Below are 14,998 nucleotides of genomic sequence, written 5' to 3' on the forward strand. Positions count from 1 at the left end.
AGCCGCCCCCCTCCCCTATAGTCCCCCCATGGCGATCGGACTGGATAATGCGGGTTTCAGCGATGCGCTGGTGATCCTGGGGGCGGCGGGGCTGGTGATCCCTGCGTTTGCGCGGTTTCGGGTGAGCCCGGTGATCGGCTTCATCCTGGTCGGCATGCTGGTCGGCCCCGCGGGGCTCGGCGCGCTGACCCAGCAGGTGCCGTGGCTCTATTACCTGACCATATCCGATCCGCATTCGATCGAGCCCTTCGCCGAATTCGGCATCGTGCTGCTGCTGTTCTCGATCGGGCTGGAGCTGTCGTTCAAGCGATTGTGGTCGATGCGGGCGCAGGTGTTCGGCACCGGGCCTGCCGAGCTGATCGGATCGGCGCTGCTGATCGCGGTCGCGGTGCACTGGCTGGGGCAGGACTGGGCGGGCGCGGCGGGGCTGGGCCTGGCGCTGGCGCTGTCCTCCACCGCATTGGTGCTGCCGCTGGTCGGCACCACCAGCCCGGTCGGCCGCGGCGCCTTCGCCATGCTGTTGTTCGAGGATCTGGCGCTGGTGCCGATCATCTTCGCATTGGGGGCGATGGCGCCGACCGCAAGCGACGAGGGCTGGGTCGGCATCGCCGGCGTCGCGCTGCGCGGCCTCGCCACCGTGGTGGTGATGTACCTCGGCGGCAAGCTCGTCTTGCCCCGCCTGTTCGCGCAGGCCGCGCGCACCAAGAGCCCGGAGCTGTTCCTCGCCGCCTCGCTGCTCGTCGTCATCGTCGCCAGCGTCGCGACCACCGCCGCCGGCCTGTCGCCGATCGTCGGCGCGCTGCTCGCCGGGCTGCTGATCGCCGAAACCGAATATCATACCGAGGTCGAGGTGATGACCGCGCCCTTCAAGGGGCTGGCGCTGGGCGTGTTCCTCATCACCGTCGGCATGAGCGTGAACCTCAGCCAAGTGCTCGCCAACTGGCCCTCGCTGCTGCTCGGCGTCGTCGCGGTGGTCGGGATCAAGGCGGTCGTCACCTTCCTGCTGCTGCGCGTCGCGCAGACCGGGCGCGGCACCGCGGCGGAGACGGGGCTGCTGATGGGCAGCCCGTCGGAGACGACGCTGATCGTGCTCGCCACCGCGGCGCAGGCGCAGCTGATCCTGCCCTCCACCGCCGCCTTCTGGCAGACGGTGACCGCGATCGGCCTCACCATCACGCCGCTGCTCGCCAAGGCCGGCCAGCTGCTCTCGCGCGGGATCGATCGCGGCCCGGCCGCCGACGCGCTGCCCGCCGACGACGGCGGCGAAGGGCCGGGCGCGGTGGTGATCGGCTTCGGCCGCGTCGGGCAGATGGTGGCGGAGCTGCTCGCCGTCCACAACCAGCGCTACCTGGCGGTGGAGGCGGATATCGACGCGGTCGCCGCGGCCCGCGCCGCCGGCCATCCGGTGCTGTTCGGCGATATCGCGCGCGCCGAGCTGGTCGACCGGCTCGACCTCGCCCGCGCTCGCGCGCTGATCCTGACGATGGACGATCCCGTCCTCACCGTGCGCCTCGCCCGGCGGATGCGCAGCCTCGCCCCCGACCTGCCGATCATCGCCCGCGCCCGCGATCCCCGCCACGCCGCCGAACTCTACCGCGCCGGCGTCACCGATGCGGTGCCGGAGACGCTGGAAAGCTCGCTGCAACTGTCGGAGGCGGTGCTGGTCGACCTGGGCGTGGCGATGGGCCCGGTGATCGCCTCCATCCACGAAAAGCGCGACGAACTGCGCCAGTCGATCAAGGCGGAGGCGGAACTGGAACGCGAGCCGCGGATCAGGCGGGTGCGGCGGCTGAACGAAGCGACCGCGCCGTGACGCTGCTCAGGTAAACAAATCCACCACCTCCACCCCCTCGCCGGCTGCGTCGAGCAGCAGGGTGCGGTGGCAATGCGCGGGGTCGCGTTCGTAGCAGAGGAGGGCGCTGGGCTTTTCGGCGGCGAGGGACAGCATGATCGCCGCGGCGGCCTGCGCCTCCGGCAGGGCGAGCTGGTCGTCGTACACCGCCTCCAGCGTGGCGACGTCGCCCTTCTTGGCGGCGTCGCGGCCGCGCTTGGGGGTGCCGAGCGCCTTGAGGTGGACGTAGTCGATGCCGGCCTCGGCCAGCGAGGCGGCGAGCGAGGATTTGGAGAAGCCGGGGCGCCGCGACAGCGGCAGCGCACGCACGTCGATCACCCGCTCGACACCGGCGCGGGTGAGCGCGGCGAGGAAATCCGCCATCGTCGTCGCTTCATAGCCGATGGTGTAGATCGTCGTCATGCGCCGGCCCCCTCACAGGCCGCTGGCGGTATTGCAATTCTTCTTCGGCGGAAAGCGGCTGTCCGGCGTCGGCGTGGTGAAATCCTTGTTGCGGGCGCGGAACATGGCGCTGCGGGTGAAGCTGGTCGGCAGCGACAGCCAGCGGAACGGCATGGCGCTGAACAGCGGCTGATAGCGGTAGCTGACCTGGACGTGGAACAGGATCTCGTCGCGGATCATCTGCCGGTTCTGCGGCAGCGTCGCATAAGCGGTGGTGAGGTTGCAGCCGAGCGACGGCGGCGTGACGAAGTCGCCGTCGAAGCGCTGCCACAGGATGCGGTTTTCGATCTGCCCGTCGTTGTTGCTGTCCATGCCCTGCACGCCGGTGATGACGACGCGGCCGAATTTGCGCAGGTCGAACGGCTTTGCCGTCAGGTCGAGCGCGCTGAACAGGTCGTAGACCTGGCCCTCCGCGACGCCGATCTGCCCCGTCCCGCTCTGCGCCACCAGGTCGGCGCTCATCGCAGCGAGGCGCTGGACGCGGTTGTTGGCCATCACGTAATTGGCGAATTCGATGCCGGTCAGCACGAACCCCAGGAACAGCGGCAGCATCAGGCCGAATTCGAGGATCGAGACGGCGCGCCTGTCACGGCGCAGCCGGCGGAGGAACGACCGGCCGCTCACGAGCGCACCACGGCTTCGTTGCGCACCACCGTGGTCGCGGCGAGCGGCAGCACGCCGGTGCTGCGCCCGATGAAGCGGCCGACGAAGCCGAACAGCACGCGCTTGGGGTAGCGCACGGTATAGCTCACCACGTCGCCCGGCCCGCCCAGCGTCCCCGTCTTGGCGGTGGCATTGTCCCACTGGCCGTTGCGGTTGCGATCGACATAGGGCTCGCCGCTGTCGTAGCGGCCGTTGCCGTTCTGGTCGGTATAGGTTTCGGGATAGGCCGAGCTGAAATCGGCATAGACCCGCGTCTGGATTTCGATCGCCTGCCCGGGCGCGGTCGCGAAGCTGCTCATCGAGCGGCCGATGCTGTCGACCATGATCTGGCGGCGCTGCGCCTCGCCGGTTTCCATGCTGGCGGTCGCCTTGCGCGCGGCGTCGACCACCGCGCCCTCCAGCACCTGCCGCGCGAGGATCATGTGCCCCATCTCGATCGTGCCGCAGATCAGCGTCAGCATCGCAGGCAGGATGATGGCGAATTCGACGATGGTGATGCCGCGTCGATCGGCGGTGATGCGGATCATGCTCACTGCACCAAATGAAGGTCGACGAGTTCGGCCGCGATGTCGTTGAACGCGGCGGTCAGCGTTGCCGCGTCCGAGGTGCGATAGACGTGGCCGGGTGCGCATTTTTCGAACATCGACAGCGTGTTGGCATCCGTCGTGGTCAGCGCGACGATATACACGGTCGGCGGATTCTGTTCGGCTTGCAGCGAGGCGCAGGTCTTGGCGAAGCGCCGTTCCGACTGGCCGGTGAGGCCGCTCGCCGATGCGGAGATCGGGCTGTCGGCGTAATTGCCGTAGAAGGTCCAGGTGCGGTCGGTATAGCCGTTCTGCGACGCGCCCAGCGCGGTTTCGCCGTCGGTCATGAAGACCAGGGCACGCTTCGGGCTTTCGCGCGTCGGATTGGTGCGGCGGAACACGTCGTCGCGCACCAGCAGGCGATAGCCCCAGAGCAGACCGGCATGGTGCAGCGTGCCGTTGGCGGGATAGATCGCCGCATTCTTCTGGTCGATCACGTTGCTGTAGAAGCTGCGATCGCGGCCATAAGCGATCGGCACCGCCTCTTCGGGGCATTGCCAGTTGGGCGAGGGCCAGTCGGTCTTGTTGCGGTTGCCGTCGTTGACCGAGCCGCCCGCCGGGTTGACGCTATATTCGGTCGCTTCCTTCCAGTCGGAGGTGAAGCGCGGGATGCGATCGTAATTGACCTTGAACGGCGTACCCGTGTTGGTCGCGAAGTTCCAGCCGTTGGCGGGATCGTAATATTTGCCGTCGGTGGTGGTGATGACGTCGTTGCTGGCCGTCGCCGCACCGTCGTTGAGGCCGATGTACATCTGGTACATCCAGCGGCGGTACGGGTTATTGGGCGCGTAGACATTGTATTGCGCCGGGTTGAGCATCGCATCGGCGTATTGGGAATCGAGCTTGTAGAGGTTGTTGTTGGGCTCGACGCCGGCGACCTTGTAATAGGCGCCGTTGTCCTTCGCCCGTTCCTCCGGCGTCGCGCTGCCCTGCGCCAGCTGGGGCACGTACATGGGCGGCACGAAATAGGGGCTGACCGGCGGATGCGCGCCCTCGCCGGGCAGCGTGCGGTCGATGTCCCAGGCGCCGGGCTCGCGATAGGTGAGCGTGCCGTTCAGATCCTTGACGCTGTCGTCGGCGAAGACGCAGCCCTTCCACGCCAGGTGGTTGGCGGGCCAGTTGCCGCGCATGGTGATGTAGCTGTCGTTGAAGGCGAATTGCTGGCGCACCACCGTCGGCGACTGCCAGTTGGGCAGCAGCCGGCCGACGTTCACAGTGATGTCGTACATCACGAACCCCATGGCGAGGTCCGCGCGGCTGGTGCCGCCCTGGTAGAGGACGTCGAGGAAGCTCTTGGCCGCATCCTTCAGCGCGGTGATGCGCGTCTTGACCACGCCGTTGGCATCACGCGGCAAGTCCGCCTTCAGCGAGCCGGTGTTGTCCAGCACCATCATCACCTCCAACGGGTGAGGCTGGATCTCGGCGCGGGCAACCGCGGTGACGGTCTGCTGGCGAAAGCCGAAGGCGCGCATGAACGACATCGGCACCACGGTGGTGGCGCGCACCGTGGTGTTGTTGCGGCCGTCGATGGTCGAGAAGGTCGGCGCGAGGTCGGGCGCCGTCGTTCCCATGTATCCGGACGGGAAATTGCCGAAGAAATAGGCCCGCGCCTGCGCATTGCGGCCCGCCGCGGTATCGTCGTCGAGTTCGTAGGCGCGTGCCCCCGCCAGCGCGGCGGCATCGACCCCGGCCTGCAACTGCGACTTGACGACATAGACGCGCCCCGCATCGATCGCGGAGCCGAGCGCGGCGATGCCGGGGATCAGCCCGGCGACCATCATCGAGATCGCCGACCCCCGCCGATCCCGCCACAGCCGGCGCATGGCGGCCGCCGGCTTTCGCATCCCCTGTCGCATATGTCCAATCTTGCCCCTTTGTTATTCAACAACTTACGGGAAGAATGGTAAAGATTATTGTATCAATACCGCGATGGTTGCTTCGATGCGGAACGATCGACGTTCTGGTTCAACCGGCAAAGCGCCACGGCCCGGGCAAGGATCCGCTGCCGCGCCATACGTGCCGTGGCGTTTCGCCCCGACGCCGCTATATCGCAACGGCAGAGCCCCCCCCCTTCATCGATACGGCACGCAGCAATGACCACGCATCACATCCACATCATCGGCGGCGGCCTCGCCGGGTCGGAAGCGGCCTGGCAACTCGCCGAGGCGGGGTTCCGCGTCCGCCTGTCGGAGATGCGCGGCGGCGGCGACACGACGCCGGCGCATCATACCGACGGGCTGGCGGAGCTGGTCTGTTCCAACAGCTTCCGCTCCGACGATGCGGAGAGCAACGCGGTCGGTTTGCTGCATCAGGAGATGCGGCGGCTGGGGTCGCTCATCATGGCGCAGGGCGACATCCACAAGGTGCCGGCCGGTTCGGCGCTGGCGGTGGACCGCGACGGCTTCTCGGCCGGCGTCACCGCGGCGCTGGCGGCGCATCCCAACATCACCATCGTGCGCGAACGGATCGATGCCCTGCCCGACGGGCCGGCGATCATCGCGACCGGGCCGCTGACCGCGGCACCCCTGGCCGAGGCGGTCGGCGCCGCGACGGGGAGCGATGCGCTCGCCTTCTTCGACGCCATCGCGCCGATCGTCCACCGCGACAGCATCGACATGGACACGGCCTGGTTCCAGTCGCGCTGGAACAAGGGCGATGGCCATGACTATATCAACTGCCCGATGGACAAGGAGCAGTATCTCGCCTTCCACGCCGGGCTGGTCGAGGGCGAGAAGACCGCGTTCAAGGATTGGGAGCAGGACACGCCCTATTTCGAAGGGTGCATGCCGATCGAGGTGATGGCGGAACGCGGCGTCGACACGCTGCGCTACGGGCCGATGAAGCCGGTCGGCCTCGACGATCCGCGCACCGGGCGCTGGCCCTATGCGGTGGTGCAGCTGCGCCAGGACAATGCCCAGGGCACGCTGTGGAACATCGTCGGTTTCCAGACCAAGCTGAAACATGCCGAGCAGGTGCGGCTGTTCCGCACCATTCCGGGCTTGCAGAACGCGGAGTTCGCCCGGCTGGGCGGATTGCATCGCAACACCTTCATCCGCTCGCCCGAGTTGCTCGACCCGACACTGCGGCTGAAGAGCCGGCCGAACATCCGCTTCGCCGGGCAGATCACCGGGTGCGAAGGCTATATCGAAAGCGCCGCCATCGGGCTGATGGCGGGCCGCTTCGCCGCGGCCGAACTCGCGGGCACCAGGTTGCCGCCGCCGCCGGTCACCACCGCGCTGGGCGCGTTGCTCGGCCACATCACCGGCGGTGCGGAGGCCGAGACGTATCAGCCGATGAACGTCAATTTCGGGCTGATGCCGCCGATTCCGGGGCGCACCAAGAAGGCCGATCGCAAGCGGATGTATACCGACCGTGCGCGTGCCGCCTTTGCGGACTGGCTCAGCTCTCCTCAGCCGGCTGGCTCTGCGGCGGCGGACATTTCGCGCGAGGCCGTGCCTGCCGCTTGACGGCGGTGGTGGCGAACTCCTGCGGGGTCATCGCGCCGGACTTGTCGCTGTCCGCCGTGCCGAACTTGGTGAGCGCCTTTATCGCCCATTCGTCGAAGTCGAGCCGGCCGTCGCCGTTCGCGTCGAGCTTGGCGAAGGCCTTGCGGCGGGCGGCGAGATATTCGTCGCGGCTGACCGCGCCGTTGCGATCCTTGTCGTAGCGGTTGAAGCGTTTCTGCTCGCGCGTCGCGGGCGTCGCCTCCGGCACGGCATCGTCGCCGGCCGCGGTTTCCGCCGGGGCGGCAGCGACCTGCGGAGCGGAGGGCAGTAGCGGCGCCGTATGCGCAGTGCCGCGGGTCAGCAGCAGGCCCGCACCCGCCGCGGCAAGCAATGCACCGCCACCCGCCCAATATCGACACATCGCCTGCCCCTCCCGTCAAGAGCAAGGCTATCATTCCGGCCGGCACGGGCAAGTCTTCATCGGCCCAATAAACGAAAACGCGCCACTCTCAATGCTTTGACGGCAGGGCTTCCGACACCCTTCTCCAGCCGGACCAACAGCGCCAGAACAGCGATCGGTCGCAGGGCACGCGGCCATGCCGTTGAAAATGCTTGATCAAGCCGCGCATCTGCATCGCGCGCCGCGGCTTCTGCCAACCCCTGTACCGTCAGGTGGCGCGACAGGTCGGCAAGCGCCCAACCCTGCCCCGCCGGATCGAGCAGCGGCGAATCGGCGCCCAGCACCTGCCCCGCCGCCGCGAACAGTCCCGCACCGCGCGCTGCGGCGTGGCGGAGCAGCGCTGCCGCGTCCAGCGGGTCGCCGACCACCAGTTCCTCCCAGCCATCGGTCATCGTCGCCAGCGCAGCGCCGGTGACGCCCAGCGGCAGCAGGTCGCGCTGCACCGCCTGCAACACCGGCTCGGCGGGGGCGGCGGCGGCATCCAGCCGGGTCAGCGCATCGTGCCACCAGGTCAGCCGCATCTGTCCGACCAGCGGCTCGCGCGTGCTGCGGACGATGCGCGTCAACGTATCGTCGAGGGCGAACAGCGCCGCCAGCGCCGGCCGGCGCGATGCCGGCGCCATGGCCAGCACGAGCGCGCGATCGTCGGGTGCCGCGGGAGGAACGGTATCGGTCATGCCGCCATCGCTGCCTGCCACGCACGCGACAGGCAAGCCCCTGAGCGGTTTCGGCAAAGATGGTGAACGGCGGGGTAACCAGGATCGCTAACAGCGGAGATGCAATGTCGGGCGTATCCGGACTTTTACGTAGTACGCGTTGGGACGACGAATGGTGGGCAATTCCGGACAGCACAGGCACGCTGGGTGCGCGATGTCCTTCATGGCGCGGCTGGCGCGGGCGACCGGCGGCAATACGCTGGCGATCCTCGCCGCCTTTCTGATCCCCATGTCGGCCCTCACCGGATCGGCGGTGGATATCGGCCGGCTCTATCTGGTCAAGGTGCGGTTGCAGCAGGCCTGCGACGCCGGCGCGCTCGCCGGCCGCAAGTTCATGGCCGACACCAATGCCGCGACGCTGGACGATGCGGCGGCGACGCAGGCGCGCACCTTCTTCGCCAACAATTTCCCCAGCGGCATCATGGGGACGCCCGCCTATACCGCGGCGTCCGTCCCCTTCACGCCGAGCAAGACCGCCGACAGCCAGGTCGCCGGCACCGCGACGACGCAGGTGCCGATGACGATCATGAAGATGTTCGGCCAGCCGACGCGCACGATCACCGTCACCTGCCAGGCGCGCTACGACATCGCCGATACCGACGTGATGTTCGTGCTCGACACGACGGGATCGATGGTCTGCGCGCCGGCCGAGACGGGCGGCTGCACGATGACCTCGGTAAAATACGACCGGCCCGACGGCACCACCGGCTACAGCTATGTCGAGAAGCCGTCGTCGAAGATCGTCGCGCTGCGCGGCGCGGTGATGGATTTCTACGACACCGTCGCCGCCAACGCCGATCCCTCCAGCCACGTCCGCTATGGCCTGGTCCCCTATACCTCGACGGTGAACGCCGGGGCGGCGGTGCCGAGCCAGTATATGTTGACCACCGACTGGAATTATCAGACGCGGCGCGCGATCAACGACCAGAACTGGGGCAATGCGACCCAGACGAGCTACAACAACATCAGCCGGTCCGCGTGCAACGGCTATGCCGGCCGCGTGCCGGCGCTCGGCACCGACAAATACGGCAACACCGCCTATACCTATGGCGCCGACGGCACCGCGACCTACAAATCGGTCGCCAGCTGGAGCGCCAATTGGTGGAACACCTCGCAGGGCACCTGCACCATCAACAATCAGCCGGTCGTGGCCCTGTGGCGGTTCGCGCAATGGCCGGCAGACATCTCGGGCTATGTCGCCAGCCTGTCGACCGGCGTCGCGGTGCAGGATCCCAGCAAGTCGGTGACCTCGCTCAACCGCTGGCAGGGCTGCCTGGAGGAACGGCAGACGACCGCCAGCACCAGCTTCGACATCAACAACCTGCCGCCCGATCTCGACCCCGATCTGATCCCCAACAACGACGACACCAAGTGGAAGCCGATGTGGCCGGAGCAGATCTACGACCGGTCGGGCTATAACAGCTACGATATCAGCGACGAACTTTTCCCGACGCGCTATCCCAACAAGACCTACTACAACTATTTCGTCAACACGGGCGGTGATTCCGGCCAGTTGTCGGGCGGCTGGGTAAGCTGCGGAAAGCCCGTGCAGCGGCTGACGACGATGACGCGGGCGCAGCTGTCCGCCTATGTCAACGCCGTCGACTTCAAGGCGATCGGCGGCACCTATCACGATACCGGCATGATCTGGGGCACGCGCATGCTGTCGCCGGGTGGCATCTTCGCCGCGGACACCGCCGCCTGGCCGGGCCGCCCCGCGCCCAACCGCGCCATCGTGTTCATGACCGACGGCGACATGGCGCCCAATACCGGCATCTATGGCATGTACGGCGTGGAACGGTACGACCAGCGGGTGACGAACGGCGACTTCAATTCGCTGACCGACCGGCACAATGCGCGCTTCCTCGCCGAATGCGCGGCGGCCAAGGCACGCAACATCACCGTGTACGTTATTGGCTTCGGCCAGACGCTGACGCCGCAGCTGACGCAATGCGCCTCGCCCGGCCAGGCCTTCTACGCCAGCGACAGTGCCTCGCTGAGCGCCGCCTTCAAGAAGATCGCCAACCAGGTCGCGATGCTGCGGGTTTCGCAATGATCCGCGCGCTCCGCCGCTGCCTGCGCGATCGGCGCGCGGTCACCATCGTCGAATTCGCGGTGGTGGCGCCGGCGCTGTGCCTGCTGATGATCGGCCTCGGCGACCTGCTCTACCAGGTCTACGTCAAGGAGCTGCTGACCGGATCGGTGCAGAAGGCGGCGCGCGATTCCGCCATCCAGGGCGGCGCACAACAGACCGCGGCGATCGATGCCAAGGTGCTGGCGATGATGGGCACGATCATGAAGGCGCCGACCGCATCCTGCGCGACGCCGGCGGCGGCCGGGACCTATTGCTCCACCCGCCTCAGCTACGCGAGCTTCGGCGCCGTGGGGCCGGAGCCGTTCGACGACAACAACGGCAACAACCAGCGCGATACCGGCGAATGCTATACCGACGTGAACGGCAACGGGCGGTGGGATGCGGAACCGGGAGCGACCGGCCAGGGCGGCGCCAACGACGTGACGCTCTACACGATGCGCATCACCTATCCCCGGCTGTTCCCCGTCGCGCGGATGATCGGCGCCAGCCCCAACCAGACCGTGACGGTGCAGACCCTGCTCAAGAACCAGCCCTATGCGACGCAGGCGGGCGCGACGGCGACCCGGCTATGCAATTGACCGCCCGCACCCGCGCCGCCCCCGCACGCGCCCTGCCCGCGGCGCTGCGCCATCTGGTTCGCGACCGCCGCGGCCTGGCGCTGATCGAATTCGCCTTCGCCGCGCCGCTGGTGCTCGCGCTCGGCCTGTACGGCGTCGAGATGGGCAACCAAGCGCTGACCCACATGCGGGTCAGCCAGATCGCGTTGAGCATCGCCGACAATGCCTCGCGCATGGGGCAGATCCAGACGTCGAACATCGAACAGTTCCGCGAAGGCGACATGAACGACGTGTTCCAGGCGGCGCGGCTGCAGGGTGCCGGCATCAAGCTGGGCACCTATGGGCGGATCACCGTCTCCAGCCTCGAAAACATCCAGCAGAGCTACGATACCGCGCCGGTCCAGCGCATCCACTGGCAACGCTGCATGGGGTCGATGACCGCCGCCAATTACGCCTCCAGCTACGGCACGACCACCTCCAGCGCCGGATCGACCGCGACGCTGGCCGACGCCGGCACCACGCAGACCGCCGGCATGGGCGATCCGGGACGCACCGTCAAAGTGCCCGCGGGCTACGGCCTGATCTTCGTCGAGGTGAATTACCAGTATCAGCCGGTGGTCAGCGGCTGGCTCGCCAAGCCGTTCCGCATGCATTACGTCGCCTCGATGATCGTGCGCAACGCACGCGATTTCAAGCAGATCTACAATCCGTTGAGCTCCGCGACCCCGGCAACCTGCAACCGCTACGGCACGTGACCGACGCGCAGGATTGACCATTTCGGACGTTAACCGGCGTTAAACTGATCGAGCTTAGTCAGTGGGTCCGAAATGGTCCTGCTCCGCTGCCTCTCGATCCTGGCGTTCGCGCCCCGCCTGCTCATCCGCGCGCTGGCGGTTCTGCTGTCCGGCGGCACGCCCGAGCGGGAGCGCTGCGGCGTGATGATGCGGCTGCTCCACGATCGGCGCGGCAACACGCTCGTCATCATGACGGCGGCGCTGATCCCGCTTGCCGGCATGGTCGGCGGCAGCATCGACGTCAGCCGCATGTACATCCTCAAGATCCGCCTGCAGCACGCATGCGACGCCGGTGCGCTGGCGGGGCGAAAGGCGATGGGGGGCAGCGCCTGGTCCTACAGCAACTATTATCCCCGGACGCAGGCCAACCAGTTCTTCGACGGCAATTTTGCCAGCGGCGTGTTCAGTTCGACCAACCTGTCGCGCACCTACACCGAGGCAGCCGGCAAGGTTACGGGCACGGCATCCGCCTCCATCCCGATGACGCTGATGCGCATCTTCGGGCAGACGAGCCGGACGGTGTCGGTGACCTGCGATGCCGACATGCGCCTGCCCAACACCGATGTGATGTTCGTACTCGATACCACGGGCTCGATGGGCGACACGCCAGCCGGCGACTCGATGAACAAGATTTCCAGCCTCAAGATCGCGGTGAAATGCTTCTACGAGATCGTCGCGCGGCTCGACACCGATGCCGATTGCACCACCGGCACCCCCAGCGGCGGCACCGGCAGCCAGGTCCAGATCCGCTTCGGCTTCGTTCCCTATGCGATGAACGCCAATGTCGGCAGGCTGCTGAAGCCGGAATGGTTTCGCGATCTCGCCCCCTATCAGACGCGCAGGGCGCAGCATGTCCAATATGCCTTGGTAAACAAGAACCCGCAGAACGACTGGTCCGTGGCGGAGACATACGGCAGTACCGCCGGCAGCGATTGCGACGCCAGATCCGTGCCGGCGGATGGTGCGTTCGACCCGATGAGCGGAGAGAGTTCGCCGGTCGAACACGGCACATTGCAGGGCATGCCCCCCACCCCTTATTGGGTGACCTATCAATATGGCCGATACAAGCAGTATCGCCGCGTTTACGATGCAGCACAGCGGCAATGCCGGATCGAGGCACACACCGTCTTCGCCGATCAGCGGGCCTTCTACAATCAGGCGGGGATCGGCGTTTTCAAGCTGTGGATCTACGACCAGCATCCGGTTCACGTCGGTCTGTTGAAGAACGGCAGCGGCTGGAACGCCGCGTTCCAGTGGCCGATCGGCTCGCGCGGAGCGAACGCGACCATTCCCTGGGCCGGCTGCATCGAGGAACGGCATACCGTTTCGCAGGCCAGCTACACGCCGCGCCCGGCCGGCGCGAACGACCTCGACATCGATTCGCTGCCGGTGGCAGGAGATCCCGATACGCAATGGGCGTTCGTGCTCCCTGACCTGATCTACATGCGTGGCCAACTGGCGAACAAAGCGGTCTGGACGCGCAACCCGATCTCCACCACCAACGAGGATATGCAGCACAACGCGTACGGCCCCTGCCCGGCCGAAGCCAAGAAGCTGCAGCAATGGCCGGCCGCCAGCACGTTCAGCAGCTATGTCGACAGCCTGTACCCCGAGGGGAATACGTATCACGATATCGGGCTGCTCTGGGGCGCACGGCTGCTGTCACCGACCGGCCTCTTCGCCAGCGAGAATGCCAGCACGCCGCAGGGCGGAAAGATCGAGCGGCACCTGATCTTCATGACGGATGGTGATCCCTGCACGGACGCCGCGAACTACACGGCCTACGGCATGAACTGGTACGACCGCCGCACCATCGGTGACACAGTTGAACCCGGCGGTTTCAAATGTACCAGCGGCGCACCGCTGACCGATCAGGTTAATGCCCGCACGGAAGCCCTGTGCACTGCCGTCAAGAACAAGAACATCACGCTGTGGGTCATCACCTTCGGCAATTTGGCACCTGACACGGTGACGCGGATGACCAACTGCGCCACGCCCGGAAAATATTTCAGCGCGAACAATGCTGCCGAAATCCAGTCGACCTTTGCGACCATCGCCAACCAGATATCTTCCCTGAGGCTGACGCAGTGAACGCCGCGAACGGTTCCACGCGTGTGCCGCTCGGCACGGACAGGCGCGGCGCGACACTGTTGGAATTCGGCCTGGTCGCGCCGATCATGTGCATGGTGCTGATGGCGACGTTCGACATCGCCCATACGCTCTATACCCGCGCGATCCTGCAAGGTGCCGTACAGAAGGCCGCACGCGATTCCGCGCTCGAAGCCACCAACCCGGCGCAGGCGCAGACGAGCGTCGACGCGGCTGTCCGCACCCAGGCGATGCTGATGAACCGCGGCGCGACGATCACCATCTCGCGGCGCTTCTACCGCAGCTTCACCGCGGCCGCGGCGGCGCAGGCGGAGAAGTTCGACGACACCAATGGCAACCGCCGATGCGACGCCGGCGAGCCCTATGACGATGCCAATGGGAACAATGTGTGGGACAGCGACGGCGGCAATGCCGGCCAGGGCGGCGCGCGGGATGCGAGCCTCTACGCCGTGTCGATGACCTATCCGCGCATCCTGCCGATCGGCCGCCTGCTCGGCCTGCCCGCGACGACGACGGTGACGGCGAAGACGATCCTGCGCAACCAGCCCTATGCCGACCAGCAGGCCTACGGCGCCGCCGTCGTCAGGAACTGCCCGTGATGCGCCGGACGCCGGCAGCATTCGCGCGCCTGTGGCGGACGCGCAGCGGCGTGGCGCTGATCGAATTCGCCTATATCCTGCCGATCTTCCTCGCCCTGAGCCTCACCGGTGCGGAGCTTACCAACCTCATCGTCACCCGGATGCGGATCAGCCAGCTGGCGTTGCAGATCGCGGACAATGCCGCCCGCATCGGATCGGGCAGCCAGTTACAGGCGAAGATGGTGACGGAGGCCGATATCAACGACCTGCTGACCGGTGCGCAGATCCAGGCCGCGGGGCTCGACCTGTTCGGCCGCGGGCGGGTCATCATCACCAGCCTCGAACCGGCGACTAGCCCCGACACCACGCAGGCGCACTATAAGATCGGCTGGCGGCGCTGCCGGGGCAGCAAGGCCTATGCCTCGCCCTATTCCGATCGCACCGGTACGTTCACCGGCGGCCTCGGCCCGACTGCCCCGGTCGACCGGCGGGTGACCGCGCCCGACGGCGGGGCGACGATGTTCGTCGAGATCGCCTACGACTACCAGCCGCTGGTCCGCACCTCGATCTTCGGCAGCAAGGAGATCAGGGAATTCGCGTCGATGATGGTCCGCGACCGGCGCGATACCAGCCAGGTCTACCCGGTCGCCAACGTCACGCCATCGACCTGCTGACCGCCCGCCCCGCCGATGCGGGACGGGCG

General features: G+C 67.0%; 14 protein-coding genes. 8 read left to right on the plus strand and 6 right to left on the minus strand.

From position 1 onward, the window contains the following. The first annotated feature begins 28 nt into the window (after nucleotides 1-28). A complete protein-coding gene (locus AC4GY7_RS03355; RefSeq protein ID WP_491111982.1) occupies nucleotides 29-1,813 on the plus strand; it encodes a cation:proton antiporter domain-containing protein in 1,785 nt (594 codons plus the stop codon). Nucleotides 1,814-1,819: 6 nt separating this feature from the next. Here the strand turns inward: AC4GY7_RS03355 and AC4GY7_RS03360 are convergent, their stop codons facing one another. From AC4GY7_RS03360 to AC4GY7_RS03375, 4 genes are read right to left on the minus strand one after another with little or no spacing between them, the layout of a single operon-like run. Next, on the minus strand, nucleotides 1,820-2,254 hold the full coding sequence (locus tag AC4GY7_RS03360) for a DUF488 domain-containing protein (protein WP_491111983.1): 435 nt from the start codon (nucleotides 2,252-2,254) through the stop codon (nucleotides 1,820-1,822). Nucleotides 2,255-2,266: 12 nt separating this feature from the next. After that, entirely contained in the window at nucleotides 2,267-2,917 is a 651-nt protein-coding gene (locus AC4GY7_RS03365; protein ID WP_491111984.1) for a TadE/TadG family type IV pilus assembly protein, read from the minus strand. Continuing rightward, nucleotides 2,914-3,483, minus strand: a complete 570-nt coding sequence (locus tag AC4GY7_RS03370) for a TadE/TadG family type IV pilus assembly protein (RefSeq protein ID WP_491111985.1) — start codon at nucleotides 3,481-3,483, stop codon at nucleotides 2,914-2,916. Before AC4GY7_RS03370 ends, AC4GY7_RS03365 begins: the two co-directional genes overlap by 4 nt. Before the next feature lie 2 nt (nucleotides 3,484-3,485). Further along, nucleotides 3,486-5,384: a pilus assembly protein TadG-related protein gene (locus tag AC4GY7_RS03375; protein ID WP_491111986.1), complete on the minus strand. Its 1,899-nt coding sequence runs from the start codon at nucleotides 5,382-5,384 to the stop codon at nucleotides 3,486-3,488. A gap of 249 nt (nucleotides 5,385-5,633) precedes the next feature. Between AC4GY7_RS03375 and trmFO the strand changes: the two genes are divergently transcribed. Next, entirely contained in the window at nucleotides 5,634-7,007 is a 1,374-nt protein-coding gene (gene trmFO / locus AC4GY7_RS03380; protein WP_491111987.1) for a methylenetetrahydrofolate--tRNA-(uracil(54)-C(5))-methyltransferase (FADH(2)-oxidizing) TrmFO, read from the plus strand. Here the strand turns inward: trmFO and AC4GY7_RS03385 are convergent. Continuing rightward, a complete protein-coding gene (locus tag AC4GY7_RS03385) occupies nucleotides 6,940-7,407 on the minus strand; it encodes an EF-hand domain-containing protein (protein WP_491111988.1) in 468 nt (155 codons plus the stop codon). The two genes, trmFO and AC4GY7_RS03385, sit on opposite strands and share 68 nt — an antisense overlap. Nucleotides 7,408-7,463: 56 nt before the next feature. Further along, nucleotides 7,464-8,123, minus strand: a complete 660-nt coding sequence (locus tag AC4GY7_RS03390; RefSeq protein WP_491111989.1) for a squalene/phytoene synthase family protein — start codon at nucleotides 8,121-8,123, stop codon at nucleotides 7,464-7,466. Between the two features lie 193 nt (nucleotides 8,124-8,316). On the opposite strand from AC4GY7_RS03390, the gene AC4GY7_RS03395 reads away from it, so the two are divergent. The 6 genes from AC4GY7_RS03395 (at nucleotide 8,317) to AC4GY7_RS03420 (ending at nucleotide 14,969) form a co-directional block, all read left to right on the plus strand. Next, nucleotides 8,317-10,218, plus strand: a complete 1,902-nt coding sequence (locus AC4GY7_RS03395; RefSeq protein WP_491111990.1) for a pilus assembly protein TadG-related protein — start codon at nucleotides 8,317-8,319, stop codon at nucleotides 10,216-10,218. Further along, a complete protein-coding gene (locus AC4GY7_RS03400) occupies nucleotides 10,215-10,835 on the plus strand; it encodes a TadE/TadG family type IV pilus assembly protein (RefSeq protein ID WP_491111991.1) in 621 nt (206 codons plus the stop codon). Before AC4GY7_RS03395 ends, AC4GY7_RS03400 begins: the two co-directional genes overlap by 4 nt. Further along, a complete protein-coding gene (locus tag AC4GY7_RS03405) occupies nucleotides 10,826-11,569 on the plus strand; it encodes a TadE/TadG family type IV pilus assembly protein (protein WP_491111992.1) in 744 nt (247 codons plus the stop codon). Before AC4GY7_RS03400 ends, AC4GY7_RS03405 begins: the two co-directional genes overlap by 10 nt. A 72-nt stretch (nucleotides 11,570-11,641) precedes the next feature. Beyond that, the gene (locus AC4GY7_RS03410; protein ID WP_491111993.1) at nucleotides 11,642-13,699 is read left to right on the plus strand and encodes a TadE/TadG family type IV pilus assembly protein; all 2,058 of its coding nucleotides are present in this window, start codon (nucleotides 11,642-11,644) and stop codon (nucleotides 13,697-13,699) included. Further along, nucleotides 13,696-14,316, plus strand: a complete 621-nt coding sequence (locus AC4GY7_RS03415) for a TadE/TadG family type IV pilus assembly protein (RefSeq protein WP_491111994.1) — start codon at nucleotides 13,696-13,698, stop codon at nucleotides 14,314-14,316. Before AC4GY7_RS03410 ends, AC4GY7_RS03415 begins: the two co-directional genes overlap by 4 nt. Then, entirely contained in the window at nucleotides 14,316-14,969 is a 654-nt protein-coding gene (locus AC4GY7_RS03420; RefSeq protein WP_491111995.1) for a TadE/TadG family type IV pilus assembly protein, read from the plus strand. Before AC4GY7_RS03415 ends, AC4GY7_RS03420 begins: the two co-directional genes overlap by 1 nt. Nucleotides 14,970-14,998: the final 29 nt, after the last annotated feature.

It is taken from the genome of Sphingomonas sp. SP5, assembly GCF_058313455.1.

Excerpts from the sequence above, each read along its gene's own strand:
- AC4GY7_RS03355 (WP_491111982.1), top strand. The coding sequence starts at position 29 with ATGGCGATCGGACTGGATAATGCGGGTTTCAGCGATGCGCTGGTGATC.
- AC4GY7_RS03360 (WP_491111983.1), bottom strand. The coding sequence starts at position 2,254 with ATGACGACGATCTACACCATCGGCTATGAAGCGACGACGATGGCGGAT.
- AC4GY7_RS03370 (WP_491111985.1), bottom strand. The coding sequence starts at position 3,483 with ATGATCCGCATCACCGCCGATCGACGCGGCATCACCATCGTCGAATTC.
- AC4GY7_RS03375 (WP_491111986.1), bottom strand. The coding sequence starts at position 5,384 with ATGCGAAAGCCGGCGGCCGCCATGCGCCGGCTGTGGCGGGATCGGCGG.
- trmFO (WP_491111987.1), top strand. The coding sequence starts at position 5,634 with ATGACCACGCATCACATCCACATCATCGGCGGCGGCCTCGCCGGGTCG.
- AC4GY7_RS03385 (WP_491111988.1), bottom strand. The coding sequence starts at position 7,407 with ATGTGTCGATATTGGGCGGGTGGCGGTGCATTGCTTGCCGCGGCGGGT.
- AC4GY7_RS03390 (WP_491111989.1), bottom strand. The coding sequence starts at position 8,123 with ATGACCGATACCGTTCCTCCCGCGGCACCCGACGATCGCGCGCTCGTG.
- AC4GY7_RS03395 (WP_491111990.1), top strand. The coding sequence starts at position 8,317 with ATGTCCTTCATGGCGCGGCTGGCGCGGGCGACCGGCGGCAATACGCTG.
- AC4GY7_RS03400 (WP_491111991.1), top strand. The coding sequence starts at position 10,215 with ATGATCCGCGCGCTCCGCCGCTGCCTGCGCGATCGGCGCGCGGTCACC.
- AC4GY7_RS03405 (WP_491111992.1), top strand. The coding sequence starts at position 10,826 with ATGCAATTGACCGCCCGCACCCGCGCCGCCCCCGCACGCGCCCTGCCC.
- AC4GY7_RS03410 (WP_491111993.1), top strand. The coding sequence starts at position 11,642 with ATGGTCCTGCTCCGCTGCCTCTCGATCCTGGCGTTCGCGCCCCGCCTG.
- AC4GY7_RS03420 (WP_491111995.1), top strand. The coding sequence starts at position 14,316 with ATGCGCCGGACGCCGGCAGCATTCGCGCGCCTGTGGCGGACGCGCAGC.